Below are 17,270 nucleotides of genomic sequence, written 5' to 3' on the forward strand. Positions count from 1 at the left end.
TCGGTCATGGCACCGGGACGCCCCACGGCAATCTCCTCTTTCGGCTGGCCCCTTCGCCTGAGGGTATCGCCTCTGCTTTTGCTGGTCGCCTTGCTGCTGTTGGCCTGCCTGGGCTCCGCCCTGGCGGTGATCGCCACCAGCCACCAGACCCGTGACCAGTATGCCCGCCTGCAGCAGCTCGAGCGCGAGCAGCAGCAGCTGCAGACCGAATGGGGGCAGCTGCTGCTCGAGGAGAGTGCCTGGTCCTCTCCTGCCCGCATCGAGCGCCTGGCTCAGGAGCGCCTCGAGATGCGTCTGCCCGCCATTGATGAGGTCGAGGTCATCCGTCCATGAGTGACGACATCCGCAGTGGCGTGACGCCGCGTCGTCCGCCCCCCTTGGCCCCCATGGGGGGAGTGCGCTACGGGGTGATGATGACCCTGGTGCTGGTGGGGCTCATGCTGCTGGTCGGCCGTATCGTCGACCTGCATGTCTTCGACCGTCCCTTTCTGCAGGGGCAGGGTGATGCGCGTACTTTGCGCACCGACACGATTCCCGCCCATCGCGGCATGATCACCGACCGCCACGGCGAGCCCCTGGCCATCTCCACCCCGGTAGTGACCCTCTGGGCCAACCCCCAGGACCTGCCGGCCGACGACATTCAGCGTCTGATGCTGGCCAGGGCTCTGGGCCAGGAGCTCGATGCTCTCAATGAGCGCATCGCGCGCTACGCCGAGCGCGAGTTCATGTACCTCCGACGTCGCATGACGCCGGAGGCGGCGCAGCAAGTGCTGGAACTGCGCATACCTGGGGTACACGCCCGGGAGGAGTACAAGCGCTACTACCCGGCAGGGGAGGTAACCTCGCAGCTGCTGGGGGTGACCAATATCGACGATATTGGTCAGGAGGGTCTCGAACTGGCCTACCAGGCTCACCTCGCCGGTGTGCCCGGCAAGCGCCGGGTGCTCAAGGATCGTCGCGGTCGCCTGGTGCGCGATCTGGCACTGCTGCAGGAGGCCCAGCCGGGAGGGGATCTGACCCTGGCGCTGGATCAACGTCTGCAGTACATGGCCTATCGCGAGCTCAAGGCAGCGGTAGCCGAGCACGATGCCGATGGCGGTATCGTGGTGATGCTGGATGCTCAGCGCGGGGAGGTGCTGGCCATGGCTAACCAGCCCTCCTATAACCCCAATAATCGGGCCGGTCTCGATCCTCAGGGGCTGCGCAACCGTGCCATCGTCGACGTCTTCGAGCCCGGCTCGGTCGTCAAGCCGCTGGCCATGGCGGCGATCATGGAGAGTGGCCAGTTCGACAAGGACACCGTGGTTGACACCTCGCCGGGCTGGATGCGCATCGATCGCTTCACCATCAAGGATGTTCGTAACTATGGCGAACTCAGCCTGGCTGGCATCCTGGAGAAGTCCTCCAATATCGGCATGTCCAAACTGGTCCTGCAACTCGATGATCCGCTGGTCCCCGAGGTCTATCGTCGACTGGGCTTCGATCAGGCGCCGGGCACCGGCTTCCCCGGCGAGTCCGGGGGCAGCCTGCCAGCCCCCGTGCGCTGGTCGAGCAGTCAGTGGGCGGCCCTCTCCTACGGCTATGGCCTCTCGGTCTCGGCGCTGCAGCTGGCCAGCGCTTACACGGCAATCGCCAACGATGGCGTGCGGATGCCGCCTTCACTGCTCAGACTGCCGGAACCCCCGGTCGGTAACTCGGCTATCGATCCCGACGTAGCTCATGATCTGCTGCGCATCATGGAAGAGTCGGTGCAGCCCGGAACCGGTGGTCGTCGCGCCGGCGTGCCCGGTTACCGGGTGGCCGGAAAGACCGGCACGGTGCGCAAGACCTCGGCCACCGGCTACGAGAAGGATGCCTACCGCAGTCTGTTCGTCGGCATTGCGCCGGTCTCGGAGCCGCGAATCATTACTGTGGTGATGATCGATCACCCGCGCGGCGACGACTACTATGGTGGGGCCGTGGCGGCGCCGGTCTTCTCGCGGGTGGCAGGCAATGCCCTGCGCCTGCTGGACGTGCCACCGGATGCCCGGGAGCCGGAATCATGAGCGCAAGCCCTGGAGGAAAATCGCGATGCAGCTGACCGCCGAGCGACTGGAGGCAGGTCTGGGCGAGCTGTGGCCCGACTCTCGTCGTGCCTTGGCGCAGGCCACCCTGCCGGAGCGACTTCGACTGCTGCTCGACAGCCGTCAACTGGCCACGGGCGACGTCTTCGTGGCGGTGCCGGGGGTGGCGGCCGACGGTCGCGACTTCATCCCGGCGGCCCTGGCGGCCGGGGCTTCGTTGGTGCTGGCCCACGATGACGGCTCACCCGGAATCGACGATCCCCGTGTGCTGTGGCTGACGGGACTGCGCGAGGCTCAGGGCGAGCTAGGCCAGATTCTGTTCGCCGTACCCCGTGACCTGGAGCTGATCGGGGTCACCGGCACCAACGGCAAGAGTTCGGTGACCCATTACCTGGCGGAGCTGAGCCTCGCCCTCGGGGTGGACGCTGGAATGATCGGCACCCTGGGTCATGGCAGGCCGGGGCGCCTGACCGCTGGCCAGCTGACCACGCCGGGTCCCCTGGCCCTGCAGGCCGCGCTGGGTGAACTGGCGGCCGACGGCGTGCGCCGGGTAGCCATGGAGGTCTCCTCCCACGCACTGGAACAGGGTCGCCTGGATGGCTGTCGCGTGTATGCCGCGGTATTCACCAACCTCAGCCGTGATCACCTGGACTATCACGGCAGCATGGCAGCCTACGCCGCCGCCAAGGCACGTCTGTTCCGTCGCTACGAGATCGAGCTCGCCGTGGTCAACGGCGACGACCCGCTGGCACGACTGATGCTCGCCGGTGTGCACCGTGGTGTGCGTGTCCTGGCCGTCGGCGAGGACGAGGCGGTGACGCTGCGCGTCATCGACTGGGTTCCCCATGCCGAGGGCCAGCGGGCGCTGGTCGCCACCCCCGAGGGGGAACGGGTCCTGAGGCTCGCCCTGATGGGCCGTTTCAATCTGGACAATGTGCTGCTGGCCATGGCAACCCTGCATGGCCTGGGCCACTCTCTGGAGACGCTCTTCACGCTGGCGGCCGACCTCGCCCCGGTGCCCGGTCGCATGCAGTGCCTGACCCGGCCGGAGTGCCCCACGGTGGTCGTTGACTATGCCCATACCCCTGACGCGTTGGACAACGCCCTTTCGGCGCTGCGGGCCCATCTGCCTGGGCATGGCAGGCTATGGTGCCTGTTCGGCTGTGGCGGCGATCGCGACGCCGGCAAGCGCCCGCTGATGGCTGCTGCCGCGGCGATGCGAGCCGACGTGCTGGTGGTTACCGACGACAACCCGCGCAGCGAGGACCCGGCGGCGATCCGTGTCGAGATCCTGGCCGGTCTGGGTGATCCCGAGCACACCGGAGTCCTCGAATTGAGTGGGCGTCGCGAGGCGATCGCCCGGGTGCTGGCCGAGGCCGCTCCTGATGACGTGGTGCTGATCGCCGGCAAGGGCCACGAGAACTACCAGGAAATTGCCGGTGTGCGCCATGCCTTCTCGGATCTGGCCGAGGCCGAGCGTGGTCTGGCGGCTCGTTCCCGGCAGGGCCACGGAGAGAGCCCTCGATGAGCGTTGCCGGCCTGCAGCGCCTGGCTGAGGTTGCCGCTGTCCTGGGACTGTCCGTCCCGGCCGAGGATCTGCCGGTCGGGGCGATCGTTACCGATACCCGGCACCTTGGTCCCGGGGCGCTGTTCGTGGCGCTGCGCGGCGAGCGCTTCGATGCCCACGATTTCATTGCCCAGGCGCGCGAGGCCGGGGCCGTGGCGGCCCTGGTCGAGCACCGGGTGGACGATCCGCTCGTCCAGCTCGAGGTCGCCGACACCCGGCTGGCTCTGGGGCTGCTCGCGCGTGCCCGGCGGCGCGCCTGGGGCGGTCCCCTGGTCGCCGTGACCGGCAACAGCGGCAAGACCACGGTCAAGCAGATGCTGGCGACCCTGCTGGCGCGGAGCGGGCCGACGCTGGCCACCCAGGGCAACCTCAACAACGATATCGGCGCGCCCCTGACCCTGCTGGCGCTGGAGCCCGGGCACCGTCAGGCCGTCTTGGAACTGGGGGCGAACCATCTTGGCGAGATCGCCTGGATGACGGCTCTGGTCGAACCTCGGGTCGCGGTGATCACCAATGTCACCGGGGCCCACGTGGGGGAGTTCGGCGGCATGGGACAGATCGCCCAGGCCAAGGGGGAGATTCTGGCCGGCCTGCCGGCCGACGGCGTGGCGGTACTCAATCGCGACGATGCCTACTTTGCCACCTGGGCGAGCCTGGCGGCACCCCGCGAGGTGCTCGACTTCGGCCTGGACCCGCGAGCGCGTCTGCGTGGCGAGGCGCTGGCCTGCGACGCTCTCGGACGCTATGCTTTCACGCTTGTCCTGGATGGTCGCGAGATCGGACGCGTCAGCCTGGCCCTGCTGGGACGCCACAACGTGGCCAATGCCCTGGCGGCTGCGGCCGCAGCCCTGGCCATGGGGCTCGCGGAGTGCGAGGTGCTGGCCGGGCTCGAGGCGATGACCATGATGCCGGGGCGGCTGAGCGTCGTGGAGGGTCTCAACGCCTCGCGGCTGCTGGACGATACCTACAATGCCAACCCCGGCGCGGTGAAGGCAGCGCTCGATGTTCTGGTGACGCTACCCGGACCGCACTGGTGCCTGCTGGGTGCCATGGGAGAACTGGGGGGCGAGTCCGACCGGCTGCATGCCGAACTCGGACACTACGCGCGGGAACGGGGAATCGATTTCCTGGGTACCCTCGGCGAGCCGGCTAGTCCGGCAAGTCAGGCCTTCGGCGAAGGCGGGGTCCATTTCGACGATCGGGAGGCGCTGATGCGCCACGTCCTCCACCATCTACCGTCCGGGGCCAGCGTACTGGTCAAGGGCTCGCGCAGCGCCGGCATGGAAGGTGTCGTGGCTGCCCTGCGCGCGGATGCATCAAGGTGAACGCGATACATGCTGCTTTTTCTGGCTGATTTCCTGGCGCAATTCCAGAGCGCCTTCAATGTCTTCAATTACTTGACCCTGCGCATGATCCTGGGGACCCTGACCGCCTTGGTGCTATGCCTGTGGCTGGGGCCGGTGATGATCCGCCGCCTGGTGGAACGCCAGATCGGTCAGGCGGTGCGCGACGACGGTCCCCAGTCCCACCTCTCCAAGGCCGGCACTCCCACCATGGGCGGTGCCATGATCCTGATGGCCATCGCCGTGAGCACCTTGCTGTGGGGGGATCTCACCAACCATTACGTCTGGCTGGTGCTGGCGGTGACCCTGGGCTTCGGTGCCATCGGCTGGGTGGATGACTACCGCAAGGTGGTGGAGAAGAATCCCCGGGGGTTGCCGGCACGCTGGAAGTACTTCTGGCAATCCTTGATCGGTATGGTGGCCGCGGCGCTCCTCTATGTCACGGCCGCCTCCCCGGTGGAGACCAGCCTGATCGTACCGCTGTTCAAGGAGTTCGTGCTGCCCCTGGGGGTGTTCTACATCGTGCTGACGTACCTGGTGATCGTCGGCAGCTCCAACGCGGTCAACCTCACCGACGGTCTCGATGGCCTGGCGATCATGCCCACGGTGCTGGTGGCCATGGGGCTGGCGGTGTTCGCTTATGTCACCGGCAACACGGTCTTCGCCGATTACCTGCAGATCCCCTTCATTCCGGGGGCGGGTGAGCTCGCCGTCTTCTGTGCCACCATCGCTGGCGCTGGCCTGGGCTTCCTGTGGTTCAACACCTATCCGGCCCAGGTGTTCATGGGTGATGTCGGGGCCCTTGCCCTGGGCGCAGCGCTCGGCGTGGTGGCGGTGATCGTGCGCCAGGAGATCGTGCTGTTCATCATGGGGGGGATCTTCGTGATGGAGACCGTTTCGGTGATCCTGCAGGTGGGCTCCTACAAGCTCACCGGTCGGCGCATCTTCCGAATGGCACCGTTGCACCACCATTACGAGCTCAAGGGCTGGCCGGAGCCACGGGTCATCGTGCGCTTCTGGATCATCACCGTGGTGCTGGTACTGATCGGACTGGCCACCCTCAAGGTCCGCTGAACCCAGGGGGCGATCCGCCATCCGCAAGGAGCTCAACATGGTCAAGGTGCCGAAGGGAACGACGCTGGTGGTCGGGCTCGGGGTGTCCGGGCGGGCCATCTGCCGTCACCTCGAGCAGCGCGACGTGCCTTTCATGGTTGCCGATACACGCCTGGCGCCCCCGGGGGTGGCAGACGTGCGGGCCGCCCACCCGGGGATCGATATCCACTGCGGGCCGCTGGCCGAGCTGGATCTCTCCGAAGTAGAAGAGGTGGTGCTGAGTCCCGGTGTCGATCCCCTCACTCCGGGCCTGGAGGGGCTCGCCGGTCGCACCCGTGAGGCTACCGGTGAGCCGGTGCTTGTGGGAGAGATCGCACTCTTCGTGCGCGAGGCCCGGGCGCCCATCGCCGGCATCACGGGCTCCAACGCCAAGTCCACCGTGACCACACTGGTGGGCGAGATGGCCCGCGAGGCCGGCTGGCGGGTCGCCGTGGGCGGTAACCTGGGCACGCCGGCTCTGGACCTGCTGGCCGGGGCCGACGACGCCGAGTTGTTCGTGCTGGAGCTCTCCAGCTTCCAACTCGAGACCACCCCTCGTCTGGGGGCCGAAACGGCTGCTTTTCTCAATCTCTCCGAGGATCACCTGGACCGCCATGGCGACATCTCCGCTTACCGGGACGCCAAGCAGGCCATCTTCCGCGGTGCCCGTCACGCCGTGGTCAATGCCGACGACCCCATGACCTGGCCCGATGCTCCTGTGCCGGCCCTGGACCGTTTCACTACCCGGACTCCCGCGGGGAATGAATGGGGCATCGGAGAGTGCGCCGGCGGTGACTGGCTGATGCGCGGCAGCGAGGCGCTGCTGCCGACCGACGAGATGCCCCTGCCGGGTCGCCATAACCAGGCCAACGCCCTGGCGGCGCTGGCCATGGGCCATCACCTGGCCTTGCCGCTCTCGGCCATGCTCGCGGTGCTGCGGCGCTTCCCCGGCCTGCCCCATCGGGGGGAGCTGGTGGCGGAGGTCGCGGGGGTGCGCTGGATCAACGACTCCAAGGGTACCAACGTCGGCGCCACCCTGGCCGCCATCGAGGGTCTCGGGCCCACCCTCGAGGGGCGCTTGATCCTGTTGGCTGGCGGGGTGGGTAAGGGCGCCGACTTTCACCCCCTGGCAGCACCCCTGGCGCATTACGGCCGTGAGGCGATCCTCTTCGGCCGGGATGCAGGACGCCTCGAGGACGCGCTGGCGGGCCATCTCCCGCTTACACCTGTAGCGGACCTGGCCGCGGCCGTCGTCCGTGCGGTCGAGATCGCCGCGCCGGGGGACTGCGTGCTGCTGTCGCCGGCCTGTGCCAGCCTCGATCAGTTCAGCGATTACCAGGCGCGTGGCGAAGCCTTTCGCCAGGCGGTCCGCCGCCTCGCGGGGGAGGCCCCATGAACCCTGTGTCTCGCCTGCGTCAGCGGCTGAGTACCGCCGATCACGCTTTCGACGGCTGGCTGGTGCTGGCCTCTTTTTCACTGCTGCTGATCGGCTGGGTGATGGTGACCTCGGCGTCCAGCGAGGTGGCCTCGAGCCTCACCGGCAATGCCTGGTACTTCAGCCTGCGCCACGGCATCTTCCTGCTGGTTGCGCTCGCCCTCGGTGCGCTTGCAATGTGGGTGCCGCTGGCCTGGTGGAAGGCCAACGGTCCGCTGTTGCTGCTGGTGGGGCTGGTTCTGCTGCTGCTGGTGCTGCTGGTGGGGCGTGAGGTCAACGGCAGCCGCCGCTGGCTCTCCGTCCCCGGCCTGCCCTTCAACCTGCAGGCATCGGAGGTCGCCAAGTTCTGCCTGATCGTCTATCTGGCGGGCTATCTGGAGCGCTTCCTCCCCCAGGTGCGTCGCTATTGGGGCGCCTTCCTGCGCCCTCTCGTGGTGATGGCGGTGATCGCCGGACTGCTGATCCTCGAGCCCGACTACGGTGCCGTGGTGGTGATGACCGGTGCGGTGATGGGCATGTTGCTGATGGCCGGTGCCCCCTGGGGGCGCTTCCTGGTGCTGCTGGTGGTGGTGGGCGCTCTCGGGGTCCTGGCCGCCGTGGCCGAGCCCTACCGGATGGCGCGCCTGACCAGCTTCGCCGATCCCTGGGCCGACCAGTTCGCCAGCGGCTACCAGCTGACCCAGGCGCTGATCGCCTTCGGGCGAGGGCACTGGCTGGGCATGGGACTGGGAAACAGTGTGCAGAAGCTGTTCTACCTGCCGGAGGCCCACACGGACTTCGTCTTCGCGGTGCTGGCCGAGGAACTCGGTTTGCTGGGCGCCATCGCCGTGGTCGGGCTATTTGCCCTGCTGATCTGGCGCGCCATGGCGGTGGGGCGGCGGGCCGAGCTGGCGGGCCTGGCCTTCGCCGCCTACCTCGGCTACGGCTTCGCCCTGGTCATCGGGGCACAGGCCTTCATCAACATCGCCGTGAGTACCGGGATGCTGCCCACCAAGGGGTTGACCCTGCCGCTGCTCAGCTACGGTGGCTCGAGCCTGGTGGTGAGCTGCCTGATGGTGGCGCTGCTGCTGCGCGCCGATATCGAGACCCGTCTGGTCCAGCGTCGGGCCGGGCCCACGGCTTCCCGGGAGCCTTCTCCCGGCAGGACACAAGGACGTGCAACATGACTCGACGCGAGGGACGTCGTGCCCTGATCATGGCCGGCGGCACCGGCGGCCATGTCATTCCGGCCCTGTCGCTGGCCCGCGGGCTGGAAGCGCAGGGGGTTGAGGTAGCCTGGCTGGGCAGCCCGCGGGGGATCGAGAACCGTCTGGTTCCTGAAGCCGGTATCACGCTGCACCGTATCGCGGTGAGCGGGCTGCGGGGCAACGGCCTGGCCGGCTGGCTGCTGGCCCCCTTCAACCTGGCCCGGGCGGTGTGGCAGGCGGGGCGGGTCATCCGCGACGTCGACCCCCAGCTGGTGGTGGGGCTGGGTGGCTTCGCCAGTGGTCCCGGTGGCCTGGCGGCCTGGCTGGTCCGTCGGCCCCTGGTCATCCATGAGCAGAACGCCGTCGCCGGCCTGACCAACCGCGCCCTGGCGCGTCTGGCGCGACGGGTCTATGCCGCCTTTCCCCAGGCCTTCCCCGGCCGGGCCGAGGTGGTCGGCAACCCGGTGCGGGCCGAGATCGCTCGACTCGGTGATAACCCGAGGCGCTCAGACGAGATGGCCGGCCGTCGCCTGCGGCTGCTGATGGTGGGCGGTTCCCTGGGGGCGCAGGCCCTCAACCAGCGGCTGCCCGAGGCACTCGCCAGGCTGCCCGAGGGTCAGCGCCCCGAGGTTCGCCACCAGGCCGGCCGCGACAAGGACGCGGCGACCCGCGAGATCTACCGTGAACAGGGCGTCGAGGCCGAGGTCACGGCTTTTATCGACGACATGGCTGGCGCCTACGGCTGGGCCGATCTGGTGGTATGCCGGGCCGGGGCCCTGACCGTGGCGGAGCTCGCCGCTGCCGCCAAGCCGGCGCTCTTCGTGCCTTTTCCTCACGCGGTAGACGACCATCAGACGGCCAACGCCCAGGCTCTGGTCGATGAGCAGGCAGCACAATTGATGCCCCAGCATGAGATGAACTCGGCGACGCTGGCCGAAAGCCTGGCGTCGCTGCTGGACCCCGACACTCTCGCCACCATGGCGGCAAGGGCGCGTGCCTGTGCCCATCTCGATGCCGTCGAGCGCCTGGTGGCCGGTTGCATGGAGACAGGCTTTGAGTGATGAGACCCTCGGACCGGTTCCCGGTCAGGTCACCCCCACCCACCCCGGACGGAGGCTGGGCATGCGCCGCATCCGACGCATCCATTTCGTCGGTATCGGTGGCGCCGGCATGTGCGGCATCGCCGAGGTGCTGGCCAACCAGGGCTATGCGGTCAGCGGCAGCGATCTGAAGGCCTCTCCGGTGGTGGCCCGCCTGCGCCAGTGCGGTATTGGCGTGGCCATCGGCCATGCCGCCGAGCATGCCGCAGATGCCGATGTGGTGGTGGTCTCCACCGCGGTGGACGAGACCAACCCAGAGATTCGCTGGGCCCACGAGCATCGTGTGCCGGTGGTGCGTCGTGCCGAAATGCTCGCCGAACTGATGCGTTTTCGTCACGGCATCGCCGTGGCCGGCACCCACGGCAAGACGACTACCACCAGTCTCACTGCGACCCTGCTGGGCGAGGGCGGGATGGACCCCACCTTCGTGATCGGCGGACGGTTGACCAGCGCCGGCACCAATGCCCGGCTGGGGGAGGGCGACGTCCTGGTGGCGGAGGCCGACGAGTCGGATGCTTCCTTCCTGCACCTGCAGCCCATGGTGGCCATCGTTACCAACATCGATGCCGACCACATGGCGACCTACGGCGGCGACTTCGAACGGCTCAAGGGCACCTTCATCGAGTTCCTGCACAACCTGCCGTTCTACGGCCTGGCGATCCTGTGCATCGACGATGCCCATGTGCGCGGCCTGCTCGACCGGGTCAGCCGCCAGTTCGTCACCTACGGCTTCAGCGAGGATGCCGACTACCGCATCGAGGGCTTCGTCCAGCAGGCCGGCGAGGTGCACTTCACCGCGGTGCGCCCCGAGGGGATGGCGTCGCTCGAGGTGCGCCTGGCCATGCCGGGTCGCCACAACGCCCTCAATGCCCTGGCGGCGATCGTCGTGGCCAGTGACGCGGGTGTCGACGATGACGCCATTCTGCGAGGTCTGGCGAGCTTCGAGGGGGTCGGTCGGCGCTTCCAGGTGCATGGACACTTCCCGGCCCCACAGGGCGATGGCGAAGTGATGCTGGTAGACGACTACGGCCATCATCCCCGCGAGGTGGCGATGGTGATCGATGCGGTACGGGCCGGCTGGCCCGAGCGTCGCCTGGTGATGGTCTACCAGCCGCACCGCTATTCGCGCACCCGGGATCTCTACGAAGACTTCGTGCGGGTGCTGGCCGAGGTCGACACCCTGCTATTGCTCGACGTCTATAGCGCCGGGGAGGCGCCGGTGCCCGGGGCCGACGGACGCAGTCTGGCCGGTTCGATCCGCCAACGCGGCGCAGTCGACCCGATCTTCGTACAGGACAAGAACGAGCTGCCGGGACTGCTCGGCCGGGTGCTGCGCCCCGGTGATATCCTGATCACCCAGGGGGCCGGAGACGTGGGCGGCATTGCCCAGCACCTGGCCGATGCCGCCCTGGTGCTCGACGAGGTGACACTATGACGGATGATGTCGGCCGGGTAGTGGTGCTCTATGGCGGGAAGTCCGCCGAACGCGAAGTGTCGCTGAAGAGCGGTGCCGCCGTGCTCGCGGCCCTGCAACGCGCCGGGGTGGAGGCCATCGGCTATGACCCCGCGGAGGGCGGACTGGTGGGGCTTGAGGCCCTGGCCCCCGACCGGGTCTTCATCGCCCTGCATGGCCGGGGCGGCGAGGATGGCACCCTGCAGGGGGCGCTGGAGCTGCTGGGCATCCCCTACACCGGTAGTGGCGTGCTGGCCTCGGCGCTGGGCATGGACAAGCAGCGCACCAAGCTGATCTGGCAGGCACTGGGCCTGCCGACCCCGGAGAGCGTGATGCTCGGTCCAAGGGCCGACTGGTCGGCGGTGGCCGAGCGCCTCGGTCTGCCGCTGATCGTCAAGCCGGTCCACGAGGGCTCGACCCTGGGCATCAGCATCGTCGAGAGCCGCGATGCGTTGGAGGCGGCCTATCGCGATGCCGCTCGCTTCGATGCGCGGGTGATGGCCGAGCGCTTCGTCAAGGGGGAGGAGTACACGGTGACTCTGCTCGCAGGAGCTGTCCTGCCGGCGATCCGCGTCGAAGTGCCCAGCGGCTTCTACGACTACGAAGCCAAGTATCTCTCCGACGAGACCCGCTACCATCTGCCGTGCGGTCTCTCCGGCGACGAGGAGGCCCAACTCGCCGCACTCTGTCGGGGGGCCTTCGAGGCCATCGGTGCCGAGGGATGGGGACGGGTCGACGTGATGCGCGACTCCGAAGGCCGCTTCTGGCTGATCGAGGTCAATACCGTCCCGGGGATGACCGACCATAGCCTGGTGCCGCAGTCGGCGGCCCATGCCGGCATCGACTTCGATGCCTTGGTGCTGCGTATCCTGGCCACCGCCGGGGAACGGAACTAGCCCATGGCGGCACGTGGAAGTTTCGTGGGTGTGCTGTTGCTGTTCCTGCTGCTGGGGGCAGGGGGGCGTGCGCTATGGGTATGGCTCGACCGCCCCATCGAGCGTGTCTCGGTAGGAGGGGAGTTTCACCACGTCACTGCCGACTACTTGCGCAGTGAGCTGGCCCCCCTGATCCAGGGGCACACCTGGCTCTCCGTCGATCTCTCCACGCTGCGTCGGAGGGCTCGGGAGATCGGTTGGTTAGCCGAAGTGAGCGTCAGCCGTGAGTGGCCGGATGCCCTCAGGTTCGACCTGGTCGAGCAGGTGCCGTTGGCACGCTGGAATGATGCACGTTTGCTCAATCCCGAGGGAGAACCCTTCGCCTTCGACCCCATGTCGCCTCCTGCCGATCTGCCGGACCTGGCTGGGCCCCCCGGCAGCGGCGCCGAAGTCCTGGGCTATCATGCCCGGCTCGCCGCGCAGTTCGCCACCCAGGGAATCGAGGTGCGTCAGCTGCGCCTGGAACCCCGCGGGGCCTGGCGTTTCCAGCTCGACAGCGGTGTCTGGGTGATGCTCGGGCGCAACGATCGCTCCGCGCGTCTGGGGCGCCTGGTTGCCGCCTGGCAGCGTGAGCTGGGTCCTCTGGCATCGCATATCCGCTACATTGACCTGCGATATCCCAATGGGGTCGCCGTGGCCTGGCACGGTCAAACCGAGCCGGTGGTCAATGAGCCACCGGTGGACAGCTGAAGGCTTAATCACTTAATTCGGTTGCCCGGGCGGTATTTCGGGTGTTTCTTTCGTGACAAATTCGCCGTATGGTGTCCGGTGATTCGGCAATCGGGCTGGTGGAACAAGGCATCTTGTTCCTATAATTGGTCCAGGCCTACTTTTCAGGATTAATCTTCCCCTTCGGGGTCAAGTTCTAGGAGACTTCCCGACTCATGGCAGGTCCATCCAATGCGTCCAATATGGTAGTCGGGCTGGATATCGGAACATCCAAGGTCGTGGCGATCGTGGGGCAGCCCACCGACGATGGCGGGATCGAAATCGCCGGTATCGGCTCTCATCCGTCTCGCGGTATGAAAAAGGGCGTGGTGATCAACATCGAGTCCACGGTGCAGTCCATCCAGCGTGCTGTGGAAGAAGCCGAGCTGATGGCCGGCTGTGATATCCACTCAGTCTATGTGGGCATCGCCGGCAGCCATATAAGCTCGATGAATTCCGATGGTGTGGTGGCCATCAAGGAGCGCGAGGTTGCCTCCTCCGACATCGACCGCGTCATCGACTCCGCCCGGGCCCGGGCGATATCTGAAGGCCAGCGCGTGCTGCATGTCATTCCCCAGGAATTTGCCATCGATACCCAGGGCGGAATCCGCGAACCGCTGGGCATGTCCGGCGTACGTCTCGAGGCACGTGTCCACCTGGTCACTGCCGCTCTCAATGCCGTCCAGAATATCGAGAAGTGCGTACGCCGCTGTGGGCTCGAGGTGGACTCGATCATCCTCGAGCAACTGGCCTCGAGCCATGCGGTTCTCACTGAAGATGAGCGCGAACTCGGGGTCTGCATGGTGGACATCGGTGGCGGTACCACTGATATCGCGGTCTTTACCGAGGGGGCTATCCGCCATACGTCGGTGATTCCCATCGCCGGCGACCAGGTCACCAATGACATCGCCATGGCACTACGCACTCCCACCCAGCATGCCGAGGAGATCAAGGTCAAGTATGCCTGCGCCCTGACCCAGTTGGCCTCCAGCGACGAGATGATCAAGGTGCCCAGTGTGGGTGACCGGCCGGCTCGGGATCTCTCGCGTCAGTCCCTGGCCGAGGTGGTAGAGCCACGCTACGAGGAACTCTTCACCCTGGTGCGCGATGAACTTCGGCGCAGCGGCTACGAGGATCTGGTGGCCGCCGGGGTGGTGCTCACCGGCGGCACCTCGCGCATGGAGGGGGTGGTCGAGCTGGCCGAGGAAATATTCCACATGCCGGTTCGCATCGCCTGCCCACAGAACGTGCGCGGGCTGGCCGATGTGGTACGCAATCCGATTTATTCGACGGGTGTCGGTTTGCTGCATTACGCTCTACGGGAAACCCGTCAAGGGAACGGCCGCCAGGGGCCTGGAGGGATCGTTCCGACGCAACCGAGGCGCGACGAGATCACCCGGCGTGATGCAGGCGAAGGGATTCCGGCGCTGGCAAGAATCAAGGGCTGGTTCAAAGGAAATTTCTGACAGGGCCGCCGTGGCGGTCCAGGAGACGGGGCTTATGTTCGAACTGGTAGATAGCGCACCCTCAAGCAGTGCGGTCATCAAGGTTATTGGTGTCGGGGGTGGAGGCGGCAATGCCGTCAACCACATGGTCGAGAGCAACATCGAGGGCGTCGAGTTCATCTGCGCCAATACCGATGCCCAGGCTCTCAAGCGGGTCGCCGCCAAGACCGTGCTCCAACTCGGCAGCGAGATCACCAAGGGCCTCGGGGCCGGTGCCAACCCTGACGTCGGCCGGCAGGCCGCCATGGAAGATCGCGAGCGCATCGCGGAACTCCTCGGGGGCGCCGACATGGTCTTCATCACCGCCGGCATGGGGGGTGGTACTGGGACGGGTGGTGCGCCCGTGGTCGCTCAGGTGGCCAAGGAACTGGGCATTCTCACCGTGGCCGTGGTAACCCGTCCCTTCCCTTTCGAGGGGCCCAAGCGCATGCGCGCCGCCGAGGAGGGCATGAAGGAGCTCTCCGAGCACGTCGACTCGCTGATCACCATTCCCAACGAGAAGCTGCTCTCGGTACTGGGCAAGAGCGCGACCCTGCTCACCGCCTTCAGTGCCGCCAATGACGTGCTGCTGGGTGCCGTCCAGGGCATCGCCGAGCTGATCACCAGCCCCGGCATCATCAACGTCGACTTTGCCGACGTGCGTACCGTGATGTCCGAGATGGGCATGGCGATGATGGGAACCGGCGGCGCCACCGGCGAGAACCGCGCCCGGGAGGCCGCGGAAAAGGCCATCCGCAGCCCGCTGCTCGAGGATATCGACCTGCACGGCGCGCGCGGCATTCTGGTCAATATCACCGCCGGGCCGGACCTTTCCATCGGCGAGTTCAATGATGTGGGTGCGACCGTCCAGGAGTTCGCCTCCCAGGATGCCACCATCGTGGTCGGCACCTCCATCGACATGGACATGACCGACGAGCTGCGCGTCACCGTCGTGGCGGCCGGGCTCGAGGGCAACAAGGCCCAGAAGCCGGCATCTCGCGAGACCGCGCGCCGTGCCGACGCCGGCGGCTATCGCCAGCAGCGTCCGCAGGCGGCAGTCAGTCGCGGCCAGGCGGCGGCCTCCAAGGCCGAACCCGAGGAGAAGCAGCGGCCGCAGCCGGAGAAACGCAAATCTCAGGATCTCGATGATTACCTGGACATTCCGGCCTTTCTGAGACGACAGGCCGATTGATTCGCGCTATCACGGGAATAGAGGATGCCGGGTGAGCTTTTTTTGTTGAAACGCCCGTTCGGTGTTAGAGTGAACGGTGTTCGATAACCAATGACTGCCTGGCGACCGACCATGATCAAACAACGTACCTTGAAAAACGTCATCCGCGCCACCGGCGTTGGCCTGCACTCCGGCAAGAAGGTCTATCTGACCCTAAGGCCGGCCCCGGTGGATACCGGTATCGTCTTCGTGCGTACCGACCTCGTGCCTGAGGTTCGGATTCCGGCTCGCGCCGAGCATGTTACCGACACGACGCTGTGCACCGCGCTCTCTGCAGGCGGCGCCAAAGTCGCCACTGTCGAACACCTGATGTCGGCCTTCGCCGGATTGGGTATCGATAATGCCTATGTTGACGTGAGCGCGCCCGAGGTGCCGATCATGGATGGCAGTGCGGGTCCCTTCGTGTTCCTGATCCAGTCGGCAGGCATTGCTGAGCAGGCCGCCCCCAAGAAGTTCATCCGCATCAAGCGCGAGATCGTGGTGCGCGAGGACGACAAGGAAGCGAGCTTCCTGCCCCATCAGGGCTTCAAGGTGTCCTTCGCCATCGACTTCGATCATCCGGTCTTCGAGGACCAGTTGCAGACGGCCATGGTGGACTTCTCCACGACCTCCTTCGTCAAGGAGGTGTCGCGGGCTCGCACCTTTGGCTTCATGCGTGATCTCGAGTACCTGCGCGCAAACAACCTGGCGCTGGGCGGCAGCCTCGACAACGCCATCGTTGTCGACGACTATCGCATCGTCAACGAGGGTGGATTGCGCTATGACGATGAGTTCGTCAAGCACAAGGTCCTCGATGCCATCGGTGACCTCTATCAGCTCGGCCATGGCCTGATCGGCGAATTCCGTGGCGTGAAGTCAGGCCACGCGCTGAATAACCAGCTGTGCCGTGCCTTGCAGTCTCAGCCGAATGCCTGGGAGCTCGTCACCTTCGAGGGCGAAACCGAAACGGCACCAATCTCCTATTCTGCGCCGGCCATGGCCTGAACCGGACTGCGGCCGGAGCTATAAGCTGTAAGTCCCCGGCTTCGTCGGGAGATGTAAGTGGGAAGGGCGCCGCTTCGCGGCTGGAAGCTTGATACCCAACAACCCCGCCGGGTCTGCCAGCGGGGTTGTTTCATAACAGGCTGAGGCTATGCTGCTTTCCAGCTTCCAGCTTCCAGCTTCCAGCTTCCAGCTTCCAGCTTCCAGCTTACGGCTTACGCTCGGCGTGGGTCGCCAGCCGTTCCAGGGCGCTCTTGAGTCCAGGGTCATCGACATCCTTGGCACAGCTCGAGATCTCGTCGGCGGCCTTCTCCGGCAGGTGGCGGACCTGTCGCAGAGGAGGACGGGATGGTCGCACAGGGCGAACCTTGAGAGTGAAGCCGGTCACCGACTCGAAGCCGGGTAGCTCATGCAGCAACTGGAGCAGGCGCGGCTGCTCATAGCGCAGCCGGGTCAGCCAGACGGCGCGGTCGGTGATCAGGGCCAGCTGCCCCTGCCGATAGCCGCCAACGAACAGATGCTCGCGCATCTCGTCGGGGAGGTGGCCCCGCAGATGACGCTGGGCGCGTTCGATCAGGGTGGCCATGCGCATCAGCGACCCCAGTTCGCCGCGACCCTCCAGCAGCCGGGACATGGGCTGTGCTCTGAACCGCTTAACCTTTATACTCATCAGCTTGGTTCTCGGGGGCCG

15 protein-coding genes are annotated in these 17,270 nt (G+C 66.6%); 14 read left to right on the top strand and 1 reads right to left on the bottom strand.

The genetic code is table 11. The annotated features are described in order from the left end of the window. Positions 1-6 precede the first annotated feature (6 nt). The 14 genes from ftsL (at position 7) to lpxC (ending at position 16,582) form a co-directional block, all read left to right on the top strand. Positions 7-333, top strand: a complete 327-nt coding sequence (ftsL, locus tag HALO32_RS11050; RefSeq protein WP_151443930.1) for a cell division protein FtsL — start codon at positions 7-9, stop codon at positions 331-333. Then, entirely contained in the window at positions 330-2,045 is a 1,716-nt protein-coding gene (locus tag HALO32_RS11055; protein ID WP_151443931.1) for a peptidoglycan D,D-transpeptidase FtsI family protein, read from the top strand. Before ftsL ends, HALO32_RS11055 begins: the two co-directional genes overlap by 4 nt. A 25-nt stretch (positions 2,046-2,070) precedes the next feature. After that, complete coding sequence (locus tag HALO32_RS11060; RefSeq protein ID WP_151443932.1) at positions 2,071-3,591, top strand: UDP-N-acetylmuramoyl-L-alanyl-D-glutamate--2,6-diaminopimelate ligase; 1,521 nt, start codon at positions 2,071-2,073, stop codon at positions 3,589-3,591. Then, complete coding sequence (locus tag HALO32_RS11065; RefSeq protein ID WP_151443933.1) at positions 3,588-4,955, top strand: UDP-N-acetylmuramoyl-tripeptide--D-alanyl-D-alanine ligase; 1,368 nt, start codon at positions 3,588-3,590, stop codon at positions 4,953-4,955. The genes HALO32_RS11060 and HALO32_RS11065 overlap by 4 nt, the downstream gene beginning before the upstream one ends. Positions 4,956-4,964: 9 nt before the next feature. Next, a complete protein-coding gene (mraY, locus tag HALO32_RS11070) occupies positions 4,965-6,047 on the top strand; it encodes a phospho-N-acetylmuramoyl-pentapeptide-transferase (RefSeq protein ID WP_151443934.1) in 1,083 nt (360 codons plus the stop codon). Positions 6,048-6,084: 37 nt separating this feature from the next. After that, positions 6,085-7,461, top strand: a complete 1,377-nt coding sequence (murD, locus tag HALO32_RS11075) for a UDP-N-acetylmuramoyl-L-alanine--D-glutamate ligase (RefSeq protein WP_151443935.1) — start codon at positions 6,085-6,087, stop codon at positions 7,459-7,461. Then, complete coding sequence (gene ftsW / locus HALO32_RS11080; RefSeq protein WP_151443936.1) at positions 7,458-8,666, top strand: putative lipid II flippase FtsW; 1,209 nt, start codon at positions 7,458-7,460, stop codon at positions 8,664-8,666. Before murD ends, ftsW begins: the two co-directional genes overlap by 4 nt. Further along, complete coding sequence (gene murG / locus HALO32_RS11085; RefSeq protein ID WP_151443937.1) at positions 8,663-9,748, top strand: undecaprenyldiphospho-muramoylpentapeptide beta-N-acetylglucosaminyltransferase; 1,086 nt, start codon at positions 8,663-8,665, stop codon at positions 9,746-9,748. Before ftsW ends, murG begins: the two co-directional genes overlap by 4 nt. Before the next feature lie 61 nt (positions 9,749-9,809). After that, the gene (murC, locus tag HALO32_RS11090; RefSeq protein ID WP_225809946.1) at positions 9,810-11,222 is read left to right on the top strand and encodes a UDP-N-acetylmuramate--L-alanine ligase; all 1,413 of its coding nucleotides are present in this window, start codon (positions 9,810-9,812) and stop codon (positions 11,220-11,222) included. Further along, positions 11,219-12,136: a D-alanine--D-alanine ligase gene (locus HALO32_RS11095; RefSeq protein WP_151443938.1), complete on the top strand. Its 918-nt coding sequence runs from the start codon at positions 11,219-11,221 to the stop codon at positions 12,134-12,136. The genes murC and HALO32_RS11095 overlap by 4 nt, the downstream gene beginning before the upstream one ends. Positions 12,137-12,139: 3 nt before the next feature. After that, the gene (locus HALO32_RS11100) at positions 12,140-12,865 is read left to right on the top strand and encodes a cell division protein FtsQ/DivIB (protein WP_151443939.1); all 726 of its coding nucleotides are present in this window, start codon (positions 12,140-12,142) and stop codon (positions 12,863-12,865) included. A gap of 194 nt (positions 12,866-13,059) precedes the next feature. Continuing rightward, positions 13,060-14,349 carry a cell division protein FtsA gene (ftsA, locus tag HALO32_RS11105; protein WP_151443940.1) on the top strand — a complete coding sequence of 430 codons (1,290 nt, stop codon included), beginning with the start codon at positions 13,060-13,062 and terminating at the stop codon, positions 14,347-14,349. A 34-nt stretch (positions 14,350-14,383) separates the two neighbouring features. Beyond that, on the top strand, positions 14,384-15,559 hold the full coding sequence (gene ftsZ, locus HALO32_RS11110; RefSeq protein ID WP_151443941.1) for a cell division protein FtsZ: 1,176 nt from the start codon (positions 14,384-14,386) through the stop codon (positions 15,557-15,559). 111 nt (positions 15,560-15,670) lie between these two features. After that, positions 15,671-16,582, top strand: a complete 912-nt coding sequence (gene lpxC / locus HALO32_RS11115) for a UDP-3-O-acyl-N-acetylglucosamine deacetylase (RefSeq protein WP_151443942.1) — start codon at positions 15,671-15,673, stop codon at positions 16,580-16,582. 205 nt (positions 16,583-16,787) lie between these two features. Here the strand turns inward: lpxC and HALO32_RS11125 are convergent, their stop codons facing one another. After that, positions 16,788-17,213: a DUF721 domain-containing protein gene (locus HALO32_RS11125; protein WP_225809948.1), complete on the bottom strand. Its 426-nt coding sequence runs from the start codon at positions 17,211-17,213 to the stop codon at positions 16,788-16,790. Positions 17,214-17,270 lie beyond the last annotated feature (57 nt).

The organism is Halomonas lysinitropha (assembly GCF_902500215.1).
GTDB classification, from domain to species: Bacteria; Pseudomonadota; Gammaproteobacteria; order Pseudomonadales; family Halomonadaceae; genus Halomonas; species Halomonas lysinitropha.

Bases quoted from the DNA above. Each gene is read 5' to 3' on its own strand.
- HALO32_RS11060 (WP_151443932.1), top strand. From the start codon at position 2,071: ATGCAGCTGACCGCCGAGCGACTGGAGGCAGGTCTGGGCGAGCTGTGG.
- murD (WP_151443935.1), top strand. From the start codon at position 6,085: ATGGTCAAGGTGCCGAAGGGAACGACGCTGGTGGTCGGGCTCGGGGTG.
- HALO32_RS11065 (WP_151443933.1), top strand. From the start codon at position 3,588: ATGAGCGTTGCCGGCCTGCAGCGCCTGGCTGAGGTTGCCGCTGTCCTG.
- murC (WP_225809946.1), top strand. From the start codon at position 9,810: ATGCGCCGCATCCGACGCATCCATTTCGTCGGTATCGGTGGCGCCGGC.
- HALO32_RS11125 (WP_225809948.1), bottom strand. From the start codon at position 17,213: ATGTCCCGGCTGCTGGAGGGTCGCGGCGAACTGGGGTCGCTGATGCGC.
- ftsA (WP_151443940.1), top strand. From the start codon at position 13,060: ATGGCAGGTCCATCCAATGCGTCCAATATGGTAGTCGGGCTGGATATC.
- lpxC (WP_151443942.1), top strand. From the start codon at position 15,671: ATGATCAAACAACGTACCTTGAAAAACGTCATCCGCGCCACCGGCGTT.
- ftsW (WP_151443936.1), top strand. From the start codon at position 7,458: ATGAACCCTGTGTCTCGCCTGCGTCAGCGGCTGAGTACCGCCGATCAC.
- HALO32_RS11055 (WP_151443931.1), top strand. From the start codon at position 330: ATGAGTGACGACATCCGCAGTGGCGTGACGCCGCGTCGTCCGCCCCCC.
- ftsL (WP_151443930.1), top strand. From the start codon at position 7: ATGGCACCGGGACGCCCCACGGCAATCTCCTCTTTCGGCTGGCCCCTT.
- ftsZ (WP_151443941.1), top strand. From the start codon at position 14,384: ATGTTCGAACTGGTAGATAGCGCACCCTCAAGCAGTGCGGTCATCAAG.
- HALO32_RS11095 (WP_151443938.1), top strand. From the start codon at position 11,219: ATGACGGATGATGTCGGCCGGGTAGTGGTGCTCTATGGCGGGAAGTCC.
- HALO32_RS11100 (WP_151443939.1), top strand. From the start codon at position 12,140: ATGGCGGCACGTGGAAGTTTCGTGGGTGTGCTGTTGCTGTTCCTGCTG.
- murG (WP_151443937.1), top strand. From the start codon at position 8,663: ATGACTCGACGCGAGGGACGTCGTGCCCTGATCATGGCCGGCGGCACC.
- mraY (WP_151443934.1), top strand. From the start codon at position 4,965: ATGCTGCTTTTTCTGGCTGATTTCCTGGCGCAATTCCAGAGCGCCTTC.